This window comes from Paenibacillus sp. S-12 (assembly GCF_030363895.1).
Classification (GTDB): domain Bacteria; phylum Bacillota; class Bacilli; order Paenibacillales; family Paenibacillaceae; genus Paenibacillus_B; species Paenibacillus_B alvei.
This window is the reverse complement of sequence record NZ_JASIUF010000012.1, coordinates 37,600-52,913: the sequence shown is the minus strand read 5'-3', so window position 1 is coordinate 52,913 and position 15,314 is coordinate 37,600. Positions and strand designations below refer to the sequence as shown.

The window sequence follows — 15,314 nt, the reverse complement described above, 5'->3', positions numbered from 1 at the left end:
AGACGCTTGTTATCTGATGTGCAAGCGTCTTTCTTTATTCTCCATCAAGGTATATGTTAGGATAAATTCGATACAATGAAGAGAACAAACTTTTATACGAGACTGCTCAATCTGGACAAACTTCGCTTAGGAAGGTATTCGTTATTGGAGCAGTGAAGGAGGATTCGAATTGAGTTTCGGATTAGAAAATTGGTCTGTCTTACTGGAAAATGTCCCGAGAATTGCAGTGTGGACAGCCATTGGAGCGGTGCTCTTATTCATTCTCATGATTGTAGACTCCTTTTTTACAGGATACAAAGATATTCATGAGATGAGACAAGGTAATGTAGCGGTGACGACTCGCTTTATTATGAAGCTGTTCTCCCAAGGCTATATTTTGTCTAGTTCTATTCGCGTCGCTTACAGCTTAGGCGAGGCATTAATGATGTCTCTCTTCTCATTTATTATTTTGCTCATTCTAGAGCTTCTTGTCCGCTTGTTGTTCCGTTCTGTATTCAATATGAACTTAGAAGTCGGAACGAAGGAAGGAAATATGTCCTATGCACTTGTGGCAGGATCGCTTCATGTGGTCGGCGCGCTAATTATCGCAGCCTGTGTATAACGCAACAGAAAGGAGGCACCATTCATGAGCATATGGAAACGTATCAAAAATATAATGGCTAAGCCGGAAGCGCCTCAACCGGAGAAAACCCCATCCACGCTCGGACCTGGCGATATTTGTGAAGTATCTTTAATCAGTTATGAGGTCATTGGACGTACGGATTGGCGCATGCGCAATTCGGCTTGGCTGACGCTGAGAGATGGCTCACAAATCAAATATTTACTCGTGGAGCAAAGAGAGAAAGCTTACTATAGTCTCTATGATTCCATTGATGGTCGTCTAGACGATGCGGAGGAAGTGCCTACAGAAATTGAGTTAGACGGGAAATGGTATTACATGGAAGACCAATATAACGGCAGAGTTGTGTGTACAGGACAAACGCCATTTGGCGTATCTGGGGAGCAGTACGTATGGCAATTTCAAGCCGATGATCGTAAGCTGCTTCGCATTGAATGGCAGGATGGACGATTCCAGTTGTATGAAGGAGATTCCGTCATATCTGCCGACGTACGCATCCTGCGCGGTTCTTAAGAGGCGCCTATGCGAAAATTCGGATTGGATTCAATCAAATGGCTAGTCATTTTCAGCTTGATTATTCCATTGTTGACCGCCTGCGGTCAGTATGATGTATCAGAAACGTATCCGCTGGAGTCGGTTAGTCGTGATGGAAAGAGCACTTCCTATATCTATCGTGCTGAAAATACGACCGTGCCAGAGGTAGTCAAGTCAATTGCTGATAAGCGCACACCTAAGCAGACATCGGAGCAGAGTGATGAACGGATGTTCCTCGTCTATGATGATGAGCTTATACAGGTGCAGCGCGACAAAGACAAACCAGAAGATGCGATCATCGAGGTTGATTCACATGAATATGTAAAACAGAATTATGACCGCAGCTTCCTGGAAATGTACTTGCAATACAAGCTGCTTGATACGCTGTTCGATTCATTAAGTGGAGCCGGGAAATACCGAGGTTACAATGATCGTCGTACATACGAACCGACGAAATCATATCAGAAGCCTACGGTGGAGGATAAGAAAAAAGCCCCTCCAATGACGGTTGAGCGAAAAGGCTCTATCTTCCGCAGAGGCTCTTCGTCAGATACGTCAACGAACACTGGTGGAGGGTTCTTCTCCAGACAGCCTAAGGATAATAGCAAGCGTGGCTCTATATCACGAGGGGATAGTGGAGGCAGTTATAATCCGCCGAAAGTAAAGAAGAATAAGCCGCCGAAGACTCGTTCAGGTTCGGGAAGCATCTTCCGACGAAAACGATAGGGCAGCTAATAAAGAATGAACCGCTCTTCTAATCCAGAGCGGTTCTATTTGTGTCTGTTCCATTTATAAGCTTATACAAACTTGATAGTTGAATACGTTATTCATCAGCACTTGGACGCCGCTCAATGGCCTCAGACATTGTCTTATCGGTTAGATGGGCATAAATTTCCGTTGTTTCAGTTGAGGCGTGGCCAAGCTGTTCTTTTGTTTTATAGATATCATTTTGCAAATAATAGTCCGTGGCAAAGGAGTGACGAAGCTTATGCACGGTTAGGGCAGGTTTGCCATATCTCTTCGCATATTTAATGATCATCTGCTGGATGGCGCGCTTTGTCATCCGATTGCCTTCCTTTTCTCCATTTTTGATTGCGAGAAAGAAGGCTTTTTCTTTTTTAGGCGCTGCGTATCGAGTAGAACGGGTTGCTAAGTAATCGACCAGATCTTGTTTGGCACTATCGCGGTAATAAACAGGAGTCTTGAACGTTTCATCATTATGTCCCTTGCGGTACACGTAGACAAGCTTGTTGTTCATATCGACATCGTCCAAGTTCAGGTTGACGACTTCGCTGACCCGCAGTCCTGAGTTCAGAATCAGACTGACGATAGCAGCATCTCGAACCGCATTTTGTGCATGGGCGTAAGCGGCTTGCTTATTATTAATGACATCTTGAGCATATCCTTCCCGCACATAGTGGATAAAGCCGCTGATTTCATTGTCTTCAAGCAGTTTTCCCTTGAGTTTGGAAGCACTGTCCTTCGGTTTATGTATACGTTTGATTTCGATTTTGGCCATTACATTCCGTTTTAATAACGGATAGAAATTCTCATCCTCTGCAATTTGGCTCAAGTAGTGAAATAGAGAGCGCAGAGAGGACAGCTTGCGGGACACGGTTACACGAGCATTCGTCGCTTCCTTGTATGTCGTCAAATAAATGCGGAACGAAGTAATATGCTCCATTCGCAGTGACTCCAAATCCAGCAGCGTAACATCTTTCAGGTCATGAGCATCAGTAAGTCGTTCTGAAACGAGCCAACCTAAAAATATTTCGTAGTCCCGCACATATTCCAACAAGGAGGATGGAGATAAATCTGGCATCTTATATTCAATAAATTGTTGCACGTACCAGGGCAGGGACGGCAGCTTGTGCTGAAGCACAGCACGGTCTCTCGTCTTCTGAATCGTCATTTTTGGCAGAGACCTCCTTCCATACTCCTTCTATTGTAACCGAACTAGCGTTCTTGCGTAAAGAAACAAGTCGGTAGTCAAATATATGTTCAAACTAATGGGTAGAGATGCTACAATGGTTAAAGTTGTGCAGACAAGGAGATAAGAGGACATGAAACAAACTTACTCGTTAAAGCAAAAAATGATTCAAATGCTTCATATTTTACTGCCCATATTCGTAACGCAAGTAGCGATGCAGTTGATGACGTTCTTTGATACGGTAATGTCAGGCAACTACCGAACCTCTGATTTAGCGGGAGTAGCGATTGCAACGAGTATTTGGGTTCCCGTATATACGGGGCTTAGCGGAATATTTCTCGCGGTGACGCCGATCGTAGCACAGCATATGGGAGCAGGACGCAGGCAGTTAATTGCCCCAAGTGTGACCCAAGCAGCATATTTAGCTGTCATTTTCGGAGCGGCTGTCATCGGAATTGGTATTTTTGCGGTTGATCCGATACTGACTTTCATGAAGCTGGATACAGATGTCCATCGAGTTGCTCGGGAATATTTGACTGCAATTGGCTTTGGAGTCATTCCATCTTTCCTTTACACCGTAATGCGCGCTAGCATTGATGGGCTTGGCTTAACTCGGGTTACGATGATTATTACACTGCTGTCCTTCCCAGTTAATGTGCTGTTGAATTACTTGTTCATTTTCGGAAAAATGGGGCTGCCTCAGTTCGGCGGCGCAGGAGCTGGAATCGCAACAGCAATTACGTATTTCATTATTACATGCGTCGCATTTGCATTTTTGCGCCGTAACGATCGTATGCGGGAAATGGGCATGTTTCGTTCTTGGAAGGGGATATCGCTTACGCATTGGAAAGAAGTGCTGCTCATCGGGTTGCCAATTGGACTATCCATTTTCTTTGAAGTAAGTATATTCTCCATGGTAACCATATTCATGAGTGAATATGACACGGCAACAATTGCAGCACATCAATCGGCACTCAATTTCGCTTCATTATTATACATGCTTCCGATGAGCATCGCGATGTCATTAACGATTCTCGTTGGTTTCGAAGTAGGCGCCAAGCGATTCAAGGATGCGAAGACCTATGCGAGACTTGGTATATTTACAGCGGTGGGTTTATCCTTGCTATGTGCGGTATTCCTGTTCTTATTCCATAATGAAGTGGCAGGCATGTACACGAAGGAAGCGGGGGTACGCGAGATTACATCGTCGTTCCTTATATACGCTATATTCTTCCAACTGTCTGATGCGGTTGCGGCACCCGTACAAGGTACACTTCGCGGTTATAAAGATGTTAATGCAGTGTTCATTATTGCATTTGCCTCGTATTGGATTATTGGTTTGCCATTAGGCTATGTATTGGCCAACTGGACAGACTTGCAAGCCTATGGGTATTGGATCGGGCTTATTAGCGGGCTTGCAGCAGGCGCGGTTGCTCTGTTTACGAGACTTGCAATTGTAGAACGCAGAGTAATAAAGAACGTACAAACAAATTAATTAATGGAACTAAAAATTAGATTGATTAAATAAACGCATTCAGTAAATTACTCGAAACAAGAGGGCATCTGCTCTCTTGTTTTTTGTTTTGTTTCATTGAATTCAGTGATCTCCTCGGTATTTTTGTCCAACGACAGAATAAGGTTTACTTTGAAATTATTTAACCATGGATTATATGCAAAAAAAGCAATTATTTTTCTGGACGTTGATTTGCGGCAAGAAAAGTGAATACTTTTCTGAGTAGCGACAGAAAATTGATCTGTTCTTCTTCATCCATAGTTTCAATTGGCATGGCAAAAAGAATGATTCTCGCAGTCATCTTAGCGTCGGTTCTCCTGTCGGGAATTCCGGAAGCAGATCATTCTCTCCCAGCACACTTACTGCCCGGTTCAGATGATCCTGCGAATCTGCAAAATGATGATGATGAGTGGGCCCTTCCCATGTTCCGATCCATTGTATATCTAAAACCTCATTTGCGTTTTTCCAATCTTCAATTCTGTTATCTACCCAACCATGCAGCTTCCAAAATATTGGGTTTACATGACTTGAATAAGTATCCCCTAAATAGTCATACTGAGGATTATCCCATCTTGAGTCTATAACTTCAGGATTCTCGGCAGCCACAGGAGGTCTTTGTTGACCAGGATTCGACGCAAACCGCATATGAAGATTATTATGAATCGTAAACTCGATGCGCGCTCCCATCTCACCCAAGCTCATATTCCTTAATTGTTCCGGATCTTTAAACTGATTTTCTAAAGGCAACAGAACCGTTGAATAATAGGAATCTGATTTTACTTGATTCAAATCGGAATTCCAAGCCGGAGGAACCGGATAATCCTGATCACCAGGCGCAGGAACATTCGTCCACCCTTCGACTTTAAGGTAATCGGGTTGGCCGATTCTTTCCAGTTCCTTGTTGACGGATGCGATCATTTGCCGATGCATAAACAAAAAATCTTCACCTGAAGCATTGTTAAAGATTGGAGTTCTGTTTTGATTCAGGGCGGGGCGGGGGGGTTCCCACCCCAAGTTTCTCAAACTCTGCTGTGCTGAGCTAGACAGGCGGAGCCAATTGTTTCGCACTGTATGCCAAATATAGTGGTGCATTCGCATATCGCGGCTAGCCATCATTAAGATAATTTCATTCGGTAATTGAGGTACTGCCATTTGTTGATACTCCTTCGTTTTTCGATAGTTTCGAGCTTTAACAGTCTGCTAACCCATACGTTTTGCTTCATCGATCGCGCGGGACGCATCGACCAGACCAAAACCAGTGGCAAGGTCGGAACCCGGCATAGCCGGATTTTGATCGGATCGACCCTCTGTGAAGTCTTAAAGTTAATGTCATTCCTGCTTGTATGTCCTCAATTTCGGATTGTCTGAATAGCTCCTTTGATTTTTCATTTTATTGATGTTGGAAACACATATAGATTGACCCAAAATACCGTTAAAATACATGGACATAAATTTCCTGTCTCTCTTGTCGTTGTATGCCATATTGGAATTTCTTTATTGCACAGGGATGAGGCCTCTTAAACAACTTCCGAATGAAGGATAAAGATAAGCTATAATGAGGTGAATTTATTTGGAGTAGATCGAATGAAGCAAAGACTGGAATGAGCATGAATCGTGTTGTGGAATTAGAAAGGAGAGGAAACACTTTAAACCGCTTGAGGCAAATTGCAAAAAGTGCTTGTACTTTCCAAACTATCGATGTACCTTTGGCCTGAGAATCGCGAATGGAAAATGTGTTTCTGTCACTAAAATAATCAGTATTCTGTCGTTCTACAATATTTTGTTAGGAGTAAATGATTTACGTTTTATATTGTCTTTACATAAAAAATATTATGTTAACTAAAATATTACTGCAAATATTGGATTCATGAAATGATGTTCATTATTAGTGTACTTTTTCATCACATTATGTTAAGGTTATAGCGAATATAGTAGAGGAGGTATCTATTTTTAGGTCATGTGGACTAACTAATTGGATTTCGTTATGAAATTGGATACAACGATCCAGGTGCTCTGCCGCAATGGTGGAACGGTTAGAAAACACGTGTGCCTATATACAGATACTCTTATCGTAATAGTTCGTACAGAGGAAGCAGTGCAGGCTGAATAAGCCATGCTCCTGTTTTGTTTTGTCGTGACTTGTACCTATGCGTAAGCTCTTTAGAGTGCTTATGGAGGGTATGCGAATTGTTGACGTTAGGTTTCTTTATCGCACAATCTAATCGTGACTCATCGGCAGAGGCCGGTGGGTTTTTTTGTTGCGCTTAGTTGCGCAGATAAAGGAGGTTAACGTATGACGTTGTTGTTAAGCTGCAGAAAATTAGCGAAAGCCTTTGGAGATTTGCAGGTTCTGCGAAATGTTCAGCTCGATATTGCCAAGGGGGATCGCATTGGACTGGTCGGATGCAATGGTGCAGGCAAAACGACACTCGCTCAGTTACTATATGGAACAGAAAAGCCGGACGCAGGCGTGATCACTTGTTACGGAGATTCGATTGATATCGGATATTTACGGCAATCGACTTCGTATTCTGTTCAAATGTTCCGTGAGATGTCGGAATGTATGCTGGAGAAGGAGGGAGCTTCCTCATTCATGACTGCAACAAGCATGATGGGCGTAAGTCAGGTACAGTCCTGGGAAATGGAGAGAGTTCGTCATATGAGCGGAGGGGAGCGCACGAAGATGGCGCTAGCTCATATCTGGTCTACTCGCCCTCATTTATTACTATTAGATGAACCAACGAATCATTTAGATTTGGATGGCGTAGAATGGTTGATTCGAGAACTGAATGCATATGATGGTTCGATGATTGTCATCTCGCATGATCGATATTTTCTCGATCGGACGGTTCAGCGCATCATTGAGCTCGAGGATGGGGTTGCTCATGAATACATGGGGAACTACAGTGCTTATCGCAATGAAAAAGCTCGAAGATATCAGAATCAGCTGCATCAATATGAGACAGAGCAAAAGGATAAAGCAAAAATAGAAGCGGAAATCCTCCGCTTGGAACAGTGGTCTTCCAAGGCGCACCGAGAAGCAGGCAAAGTTGGCAAAATGATCGAGATGCGTACTGGGATCAAGGAGTTCTATCGTACCAAGGCCAAGAAAATGGATCGACAGGTGAAATCGAGGATAAAAAGGCTTCGTCGATTGGAATATGAAGGAATTCAGAAGCCGCGAGAAGAGCAGCAAATCTATTTTGAATTCGATCATCCCGAGAAACGGGGGAGGCGAATGCTGGAAGCCAATCGGATTCGTAAATCTGTAGGGAATAAGCTCTTATTTCAAGATAGTTCATTTACCGTTCAGCGTGGTGACAGAATCGGACTTCTGGGGCCGAATGGATGCGGCAAATCAACCCTTATCCGGATGCTGATTGGGCAGCTTCAACCTGATAAGGGGGAGATCTGGCTAAGCCCAAGTATCAAGCCCGTCTACTTATCTCAGGAGCTGGACGAGCTGGATACGGAGCAATGTGCATTAGAATGGTACGACTCCGAAAGTCTTGCCGAGGTACGTACGGTACTCGCTCAGATGGGGATCGAGTCAGCAATGTTGATGAAACCGATGAAGCGCCTAAGCTTGGGGGAACGGATGCGTCTTAAAATTGCGAACTTGATCGTCAATCATTCAGACGTACTTGTACTAGATGAACCAACGAATCATTTAGATTTACAGAGCAGGACCCAACTGGAGGAAACGCTAACCTCATATTCTGGAACGATGCTGATTGCTTCTCATGATCGGTATTTCCTCGAACGAGTATGTCACAAATGGTTGGTCTTTCATGACGGTAAAGTGACTCTATCACAGCGCCCATTAAGTCAGGTAGTGCAAATTGGAAGCGTTGATGCAAGGAGATCGGAACAGATGCCTTCCTCAACTGTTGTGTACGATCGATTAATGGTAGAGCATAAATTGTCCCAAGTGTTAGCTGAGCTATCACTGTGTAAGCCGGGAGATAAGAAGTATGCGGCACTAGATAAGGAATACCAATTGTGGATCAACAGAAAAAAGCATTTGGAACAATCTAATCATAATTAGCTGAATTTAGCGAATGATAGGAGTACATTCGTGCATGAGAGGATGTCCGACAATATGAGAATGAAAAGGCATGTACTCCTGCTAAATGTATGGCTATTCTGATGTTCATGTCTGGTTTTCAAAACGGAACTCATGTCCGATTGGAGCTAACGGAAAATGAATTGGACTCTGTGGTTCACGCCCTACAAACAGGCGGTAGCTCTATTTCAGCTTAAGAGAAACAAAGTATCGTGACGCAGGGAGAGAAAATGCTCTGAAGTGAGGCCTTCGTCTGGAACGAACAAAGACGTAATCGGGCATGCATTTCCTGCTAGCGTTTCCATCGGTGTGATTCCTTATATGGGTACAGTCGTCATTAAGCCCAAAGGGATGGGGAATGGGTATGAGTTGATCCAAAAAATCAGCCTTGAAGATTTCATGAGATAGGTTTTCTAATAAGCAAAATTTCCTTCATTTCGAAGGAAGGCGTTTCGATCTCCATTTGCCGCATTACAGGAGATTATAGAACGACACAAACATTGGTTCAAGGAATTTCTACTAAATGGGTGGAAATCAAAGGTCAAGGATTAATGTTTGTGTCGTATTTTTTTAGTACAAATGTCCTCAGATTCTACTTGATCAGAACCGCAGCCTGTCACAACCATCAAAAGATGCAGCAGTCATCCAACCTAGATAATGGAACAGGCATAAACCTTGTCAAAGATAAATGATTGTGTTATTTTATATGTGTAACCGGTTTCACATTTAGAGGTGAGTAACAATTATGGCAACAATTAGAGACGTAGCGAAACATGCGGGCGTATCGGCGGCAACCGTATCGCGGGTAATCAATGACACTGGATATGTGCATGATGATACCCGCAGAAAGATTGAAAACGCTATCAAAGAACTCCATTATACGCCGAATGAAGTAGCAAGATCCTTATACAAGCGAAAATCCAGACTCATCGGTTTCCTTCTCCCGGATATCACTAACCCTTTTTTTCCTGAGTTGGCGCGAGGGGTCGAGGATAAGATGCAGGAAAATGATTTTCGGATCATTTTTGGCAACAGCGATGAAGACCTCAGAAAAGAAAAGGAATATATCCAAACCTTCGTACAAAATAATGTGGTTGGCGTGATTGCTTCCACGAATCATCCGGATGCCGATATCTATCGAAAGCTGAGGATTCCGGTAGTATTCCTCGACCGGACGGTGGATAATCGCCCATCGGTATATGCGGACGGATACGAAGGCGGAAAGATAGCTGCCCGTGAAATGATTGCCCGCGGCAGTCGACGGATTACGGTCATGCAGGGTCCGGCTTCCATTCGGCCGGCGCAGGATCGTTATCAGGGCGCGATTGATGTGCTGAATCGTCATGGGATGGATTACAATGTGATCCAGACTACATCATTTTCGTTCACGGAAGCAGGAAAGTGGGCGAAGGAATTGTTCGAACGTTATCCGGACACCGATGGCATCATTGCCAGCAACGACATTGTTGCTACGGCGGTGCTTCATGAAGCGCTTCGACTTGGCAAGAATGTACCCGATGACGTGCAAATTATCGGATTTGACGATATTCCGCTCAGCAGTCTCTTAACACCGGCGCTGACGACGATCAGGCAGCCTGCTTATGATATGGGCAGAGCCTCGGCAGACCTTTTGATACAATTATTAGAGAATGAAAACGTAGATCAGAAAATCATACAGATGCCCGTAACATTTACAGAGCGGGAAACAATGAGGAAGGTGGGGCAACATGGCAAAAATTATTGTAGTAGGAAGCTCATCGATTGATTTAGTCGTTACATCGTCCAAACGCCCGGGGGCCGGTGAAACGGTACTCGGAGAAAGCTTCAAAACCGTTCCTGGAGGCAAAGGAGCTAACCAGGCCGTAGCCGCAGCGCGGCTCGGAGCCGACGTAACCATGATCGGGCGCGTGGGAGACGATGCATTCGCTGAACAAATTTTGAACAACTTTAAGCAAAACAAAGTTTGTATCGACTATGTGGAACCGGTTACACATATGGAAAGCGGAACGGCGCATATCGTTTTAGCGGAAGGCGATAACAGTATTGTTGTCGTAAAAGCGGCCAACAATGAAGTAACGCCGGATTACATCGACCATTCGATGAGAGCTTTTAAAGACGCGGATATGGTGATGATCCAGCAAGAAATTCCGGTAGAAACCGTAACTTATGTTAGCCGAATCTGCAAGAAGCTGGGGATTCCGCTGCTGCTCAATCCGGCGCCTGCACGTCCGCTTGATAATGAAGTAATCGAAAATGCTGCGTATATTACGCCAAATGAGCATGAAGCGAAAATACTGTTTTCAAGCCTGAGCATTTCAGAGGCGCTGCGCAAGTATCCGAACAAGCTGTTTATAACCGAAGGCAGCAAGGGAGTACGTTATTTTGATGGCTCAAATGAAGTGCTTGTACCCTCTTACAAAGTAGAAGTGGTGGATACAACTGGTGCGGGAGATACTTTTAATGCCGCTTTTGTGGTTGCTCTGGCAGAGGGAACAGCGATTTACGATAGCGTCCGTTTTGCCAATCGTGCAGCTTCCTTGTCTGTAACGAAGTTTGGTGCGCAGGGCGGCATGCCATATCGTCAAGAAGTGGAGGCGCAGATGTAATGAAAAAACAAGGCATATTGAACAGTCATATTTCGAAAATTCTAGCTGATTTGGGCCATACGGATTCGATCGTTGTCGCCGACGTCGGTCTTCCCATCCCGGAAGGGGTAAAGAAAATTGATCTGGCGCTGACGCTAGGTACGCCAAGTTTCGAAGAAACCGTAAATGCCATTGCTGCCGATATGCAAATCGAAAAAGTGGTGATTGCGGAAGAAATCAAAACGCAAAATAGTGAAGCAAATGCTTATATTCAGCATAAATTTGCAGATTGCGAAATCGAGGATTGTCCTCACGAAGAATTCAAACAATTGACCCGCAAGGCCAAAGCTGTGATTCGCACGGGCGAGGCCAAGCCGTTCGCCAATATCATTTTACAGGCAGGCGTCTATTTCGGTTAGCAAGCGTGTGCTTGCCAAAGCAGTTTTCTGTGATAAACAGTTAGAGGAGTCTTGCTCCGCTAAACGAAGCATTTGCTTACGAAGCTAGTTTTGCTATGAAGGCAATCAGAGAAGCAACACACACAAAACTAAGCATCTGCTAACGAAGTAAGTTTTGCTGTAAAGAACATCCATAGAAGCAACGTTCGCAAAACTTTTAAGGAGGAGCCATTATGCAGATTCAAATGAAAGGAATCCACAAGGCCTTCGGCAGCAACCAGGTATTATCTGGCGTCGATTTTGACTTGCGCGAAGGCGAGGTTCACGCCCTCATGGGTGAAAACGGTGCAGGCAAGTCTACCTTGATGAACATCCTGACGGGCCTGCATCAAAGAGATAAGGGAACTATTCTTATCGACGGCAAGGAAACGTATTTTGCCAATCCGAAAGAAGCGGAGCGTCAAGGCATCGCTTTTATCCACCAGGAGCTGAATATATGGCCTGATATGACTGTGGTGGATAACCTGTTCATCGGGAAGGAAATGTCCTCGTCTTGGGGACTTCTTAAATCAAAGGAAATGAAGGCGCTTGCAAAGGAGCAGTTCAAAAGACTCTCCGTTGACATTCCGTTGAATATGGAAGCAGGACAATGCTCGGTGGGACAGCAGCAGATGATTGAAATCGCCAAGGCACTGTTGACGGACACCAAGGTCATTATCATGGACGAACCAACCTCAGCGCTGACGGAAAGAGAAATTCAGAAACTATTTGAAGTCATTCGTTCCTTGAAACAAGAAGGAGTATCGATTGTTTATATTTCGCATCGAATGGAGGAGATCTTCGAAATTTGCGACCGGATTACGGTTATGCGTGACGGCCGGACGGTAGACACGAAGGCGATTCCGGAAACGAATTTCGACGAAGTCGTAAAGAAAATGGTCGGCAGAGAGCTGACCGAACGCTTCCCTGCTCGCAGTCCTTCACCGGCCGAGGTTGTATTGGAAGTTGAGCATGCAACTCGCAAAGGATGGTTTGAAGATGTAAGCTTCAAGGTACGTCAAGGCGAAATCGTTGGTTTCTCCGGTCTGATGGGTTCGGGACGCACCGAAATCATGAGAGCGCTTTTCGGATTGGATCGGCTGGATCAAGGCGAGGTTCGCATGTTCGGCAAGAAGGTCGTGATTAGAAAGCCGGTCGATGCCGTAAATCATGGAATCGGTTTCATCACGGAAGACCGCAAAGACGAAGGATTGGTTCTGGACTTTTCCGTTCGGGAAAACATGGTGCTCCCAAGCATCAGTGGATTTACAAAAAAAGGCCTCATCTCGACGCAAAGTGAAAAGTTGTTCGTGGATGCCTTGATTAAGCGACTGCAGATCAAAACGCATTCAGCGGAAACCGCAGCGGGCAATTTGTCCGGCGGTAATCAGCAGAAGGTGGTTATTGCCAAGTGGATAGGTATCGGGCCGAAGCTGTTAATCCTTGATGAACCGACCCGGGGCGTAGACGTTGGCGCTAAGCGCGAAATCTACCAGCTCATGAACGAGCTTACAGGCCATGGCGTTGCCATCATTATGGTATCTTCCGAATTGCCTGAAGTGCTCGGCATGAGCGACCGCATCGTTGTTGTTCATGAAGGGAGAATTACAGGAGAATTAAACAAAGCAGAAGCGACACAGGAGAAAATAATGACGCTGGCGACAGGGGGACAGTGATATGACTACCATCAATGATGCAAAAACAAGCAAAGGCTTTCAACTTTCGCAAATGACGCAAAAGCTCGGACCGCTTCTTGGTCTATTCATTCTGATTGTCATCGTATCCATTCTAAACCCAAGTTTTTTGGAACCGCTTAACATTTTAAACTTGCTGCGGCAGGTATCTATCAACGCACTGATTGCGTTTGGGATGACCTTCGTCATTCTTACGGGCGGGATCGACTTGTCCGTCGGTTCAACCCTGGCATTATCAAGTGCGTTTGTAGCCAATATGCTCGTAGCCGGCTATGATCCGATTCTATCTATCCTCGCCGGATGTTTGCTTGGTGGCGTTATGGGCATGATTAACGGTCTTCTGGTGACACAGGGCAAAATGGCTCCGTTTATTGCGACACTTGCAACAATGACGATTTTCCGAGGACTGACGCTTGTTTATACGGATGGTAACCCGATTACCGGGCTTGGTGACAGCATGACATTCCAATTGTTCGGTCGCGGTTATCAGTTCGGTATTCCGGTTCCTGCTATTACGATGATTATTGCCTTTGCCGTGCTGTGGGTGATATTGCACAAAACGGCATTTGGACGCAAAACCTATGCAATCGGTGGCAACGAAAAAGCGGCTATCGTTTCCGGCATTAAAGTATCACGCGTTAAAATCATGATTTATTCTTTGGCAGGTATGCTTTCCGCTTTGGCCGGGGCTATCTTGACTTCACGTTTGAATTCGGCACAGCCGACTGCAGGTACATCCTATGAGCTGGACGCAATCGCTGCGGTTGTATTGGGCGGTACAAGCCTTTCCGGAGGCCGGGGACGAATTGTCGGCACGCTGATTGGTGCACTGATTATCGGCACCCTGAACAACGGTCTAAACCTGCTTGGCGTATCTTCTTTCTATCAAATGGTGGTCAAGGGTATCGTTATTCTAATTGCGGTGCTCATCGACCGGAAGAAATCTGCATAAGCGAGAGGAGAGAATCACATTGAAAAAGCTAACGTTTATACTGGCAGCGTTTCTGCTCATTGTAACGACCGGATGTTCCCTAGAGCCTCCAAGTTGGGCGAAACCAAAGTCAGACGGCGACTTGAAAAATATGAAAATCGGTTTGTCCGTCTCAACGCTGAATAACCCGTTTTTCGTTTCCTTGAAAGACGGCGTGGTTGCCGAAGCCAAAAAACACGGCATAGAAACAATTGTCGTCGATGCGCAAAACGATTCGGCTAAACAAAGCAATGACGTGGATGACTTAATGCAAAAAGGCGTTAATGTATTGCTCATTAATCCGACTGATTCTTCAGCCATCTCAACCGCCGTGCAATCGGCGAACAACCTTGGTATTCCTGTCATTACGCTCGACCGCTCGGCGGATCAAGGCGACGTTAAAGCACTAGTAGCTTCAGATAATGTCAAGGGCGGGCGCATGGCGGCTGAATTTATCGAGAAACTCGTCGGCAAAAATGCGAAAGTCATTGAGCTTGAAGGTGTAGCGGGCGCATCGGCAACCCGTGAACGCGGCAAAGGCTTCCACGAAGTGGCCGACCAAACTTTGAAAGTTATTGCAAAGCAAACGGCAGACTTTGACCGTACAAAAGGCCTCAATGTGATGGAGAACCTGCTGCAAGCAAACCCTGATGTACAAGCTGTGTTCGCGCACAATGACGAAATGGCGCTAGGTGCGATTGAAGCTATTAAGAGCACCGGCAAAAATATTCCGGTTGTCGGATTTGACGGTAATGATGATGCATTAAAATCGATTCAGGAAGGCAAGCTGACGGCTACTGTGGCGCAACAGCCTGAGCTGATCGGACAGCTTGCGGTGCAAGCTGCATATGATGTGCTGCAGGGCAAGACAGTGGACAAAACGATTCCTGCTCCGCTGAAGTTGGTGATCAAAGAATAAGATACGGAAAATACTTGGATGACGATTCGTTTATTATGCTCTCTTTT

At 45.1% G+C, this 15,314-nt stretch carries 14 protein-coding genes; 11 read left to right on the top strand and 3 right to left on the bottom strand.

The window, feature by feature from the left end; genetic code table 11:
* Positions 1-169: 169 nt before the first annotated feature.
* The 3 genes from NO352_RS11590 to NO352_RS11580 are packed head-to-tail and all read left to right on the top strand — an operon-like array spanning position 170 to position 1,879.
* Complete coding sequence (locus NO352_RS11590) at positions 170-601, top strand: DUF350 domain-containing protein (RefSeq protein WP_005549978.1); 432 nt, start codon at positions 170-172, stop codon at positions 599-601.
* 24 nt (positions 602-625) lie between these two features.
* Positions 626-1,132: a DUF4178 domain-containing protein gene (locus NO352_RS11585; RefSeq protein WP_005549980.1), complete on the top strand. Its 507-nt coding sequence runs from the start codon at positions 626-628 to the stop codon at positions 1,130-1,132.
* A 9-nt stretch (positions 1,133-1,141) separates the two neighbouring features.
* Positions 1,142-1,879 (top strand): DUF4247 domain-containing protein, encoded by a 738-nt coding sequence (locus NO352_RS11580; protein ID WP_268622249.1) that lies wholly within the window; start codon positions 1,142-1,144, stop codon positions 1,877-1,879.
* 97 nt (positions 1,880-1,976) lie between these two features.
* Here the strand turns inward: NO352_RS11580 and xerS are convergent, their stop codons facing one another.
* On the bottom strand, positions 1,977-3,065 hold the full coding sequence (gene xerS, locus NO352_RS11575) for a tyrosine recombinase XerS (RefSeq protein ID WP_268622250.1): 1,089 nt from the start codon (positions 3,063-3,065) through the stop codon (positions 1,977-1,979).
* A 151-nt stretch (positions 3,066-3,216) separates the two neighbouring features.
* Between xerS and NO352_RS11570 the strand changes: the two genes are divergently transcribed.
* Positions 3,217-4,578, top strand: a complete 1,362-nt coding sequence (locus NO352_RS11570) for an MATE family efflux transporter (RefSeq protein ID WP_268622252.1) — start codon at positions 3,217-3,219, stop codon at positions 4,576-4,578.
* 190 nt (positions 4,579-4,768) lie between these two features.
* Here the strand turns inward: NO352_RS11570 and NO352_RS11565 are convergent, their stop codons facing one another.
* Positions 4,769-4,897, bottom strand: coding sequence for a hypothetical protein (locus NO352_RS11565; RefSeq protein WP_289355725.1), 129 nt, complete (start codon positions 4,895-4,897; stop codon positions 4,769-4,771).
* Positions 4,894-5,748 (bottom strand): Tat pathway signal protein, encoded by an 855-nt coding sequence (locus NO352_RS11560; RefSeq protein WP_262866696.1) that lies wholly within the window; start codon positions 5,746-5,748, stop codon positions 4,894-4,896. The genes NO352_RS11565 and NO352_RS11560 overlap by 4 nt, the downstream gene beginning before the upstream one ends.
* Before the next feature lie 1,141 nt (positions 5,749-6,889).
* Here NO352_RS11560 and abc-f point away from each other — a divergent pair.
* The 7 genes from abc-f to rbsB all read left to right on the top strand — a co-directional run bounded on the left by abc-f (position 6,890) and on the right by rbsB (position 15,267).
* Positions 6,890-8,644, top strand: coding sequence for a ribosomal protection-like ABC-F family protein (abc-f, locus tag NO352_RS11555; RefSeq protein WP_289355724.1), 1,755 nt, complete (start codon positions 6,890-6,892; stop codon positions 8,642-8,644).
* Between the two features lie 763 nt (positions 8,645-9,407).
* Positions 9,408-10,427 (top strand): LacI family DNA-binding transcriptional regulator, encoded by a 1,020-nt coding sequence (locus NO352_RS11550; protein ID WP_289355723.1) that lies wholly within the window; start codon positions 9,408-9,410, stop codon positions 10,425-10,427.
* The gene (rbsK, locus tag NO352_RS11545) at positions 10,390-11,268 is read left to right on the top strand and encodes a ribokinase (protein WP_289355722.1); all 879 of its coding nucleotides are present in this window, start codon (positions 10,390-10,392) and stop codon (positions 11,266-11,268) included. Before NO352_RS11550 ends, rbsK begins: the two co-directional genes overlap by 38 nt.
* Complete coding sequence (gene rbsD / locus NO352_RS11540; RefSeq protein WP_005549992.1) at positions 11,268-11,666, top strand: D-ribose pyranase; 399 nt, start codon at positions 11,268-11,270, stop codon at positions 11,664-11,666. Before rbsK ends, rbsD begins: the two co-directional genes overlap by 1 nt.
* A gap of 212 nt (positions 11,667-11,878) precedes the next feature.
* On the top strand, positions 11,879-13,360 hold the full coding sequence (locus NO352_RS11535) for a sugar ABC transporter ATP-binding protein (RefSeq protein ID WP_289355720.1): 1,482 nt from the start codon (positions 11,879-11,881) through the stop codon (positions 13,358-13,360).
* 1 nt (position 13,361) lies between these two features.
* Positions 13,362-14,330 carry a ribose ABC transporter permease RbsC gene (gene rbsC / locus NO352_RS11530; protein ID WP_171418699.1) on the top strand — a complete coding sequence of 323 codons (969 nt, stop codon included), beginning with the start codon at positions 13,362-13,364 and terminating at the stop codon, positions 14,328-14,330.
* Between the two features lie 19 nt (positions 14,331-14,349).
* Entirely contained in the window at positions 14,350-15,267 is a 918-nt protein-coding gene (gene rbsB / locus NO352_RS11525; protein WP_005549995.1) for a ribose ABC transporter substrate-binding protein RbsB, read from the top strand.
* The last annotated feature ends 47 nt before the right edge of the window (positions 15,268-15,314 follow it).

What these genes read in the sequence shown, in the direction of transcription:
- NO352_RS11585 (WP_005549980.1), top strand. Translation starts at nt 626, where the DNA reads ATGAGCATATGGAAACGTATCAAAAATATAATGGCTAAGCCGGAAGCG.
- NO352_RS11580 (WP_268622249.1), top strand. Translation starts at nt 1,142, where the DNA reads ATGCGAAAATTCGGATTGGATTCAATCAAATGGCTAGTCATTTTCAGC.
- xerS (WP_268622250.1), bottom strand. Translation starts at nt 3,065, where the DNA reads ATGACGATTCAGAAGACGAGAGACCGTGCTGTGCTTCAGCACAAGCTG.
- NO352_RS11570 (WP_268622252.1), top strand. Translation starts at nt 3,217, where the DNA reads ATGAAACAAACTTACTCGTTAAAGCAAAAAATGATTCAAATGCTTCAT.
- NO352_RS11565 (WP_289355725.1), bottom strand. Translation starts at nt 4,897, where the DNA reads ATGACTGCGAGAATCATTCTTTTTGCCATGCCAATTGAAACTATGGAT.
- NO352_RS11560 (WP_262866696.1), bottom strand. Translation starts at nt 5,748, where the DNA reads ATGGCAGTACCTCAATTACCGAATGAAATTATCTTAATGATGGCTAGC.
- abc-f (WP_289355724.1), top strand. Translation starts at nt 6,890, where the DNA reads ATGACGTTGTTGTTAAGCTGCAGAAAATTAGCGAAAGCCTTTGGAGAT.
- NO352_RS11550 (WP_289355723.1), top strand. Translation starts at nt 9,408, where the DNA reads ATGGCAACAATTAGAGACGTAGCGAAACATGCGGGCGTATCGGCGGCA.
- rbsK (WP_289355722.1), top strand. Translation starts at nt 10,390, where the DNA reads ATGGCAAAAATTATTGTAGTAGGAAGCTCATCGATTGATTTAGTCGTT.
- rbsD (WP_005549992.1), top strand. Translation starts at nt 11,268, where the DNA reads ATGAAAAAACAAGGCATATTGAACAGTCATATTTCGAAAATTCTAGCT.
- NO352_RS11535 (WP_289355720.1), top strand. Translation starts at nt 11,879, where the DNA reads ATGCAGATTCAAATGAAAGGAATCCACAAGGCCTTCGGCAGCAACCAG.
- rbsC (WP_171418699.1), top strand. Translation starts at nt 13,362, where the DNA reads ATGACTACCATCAATGATGCAAAAACAAGCAAAGGCTTTCAACTTTCG.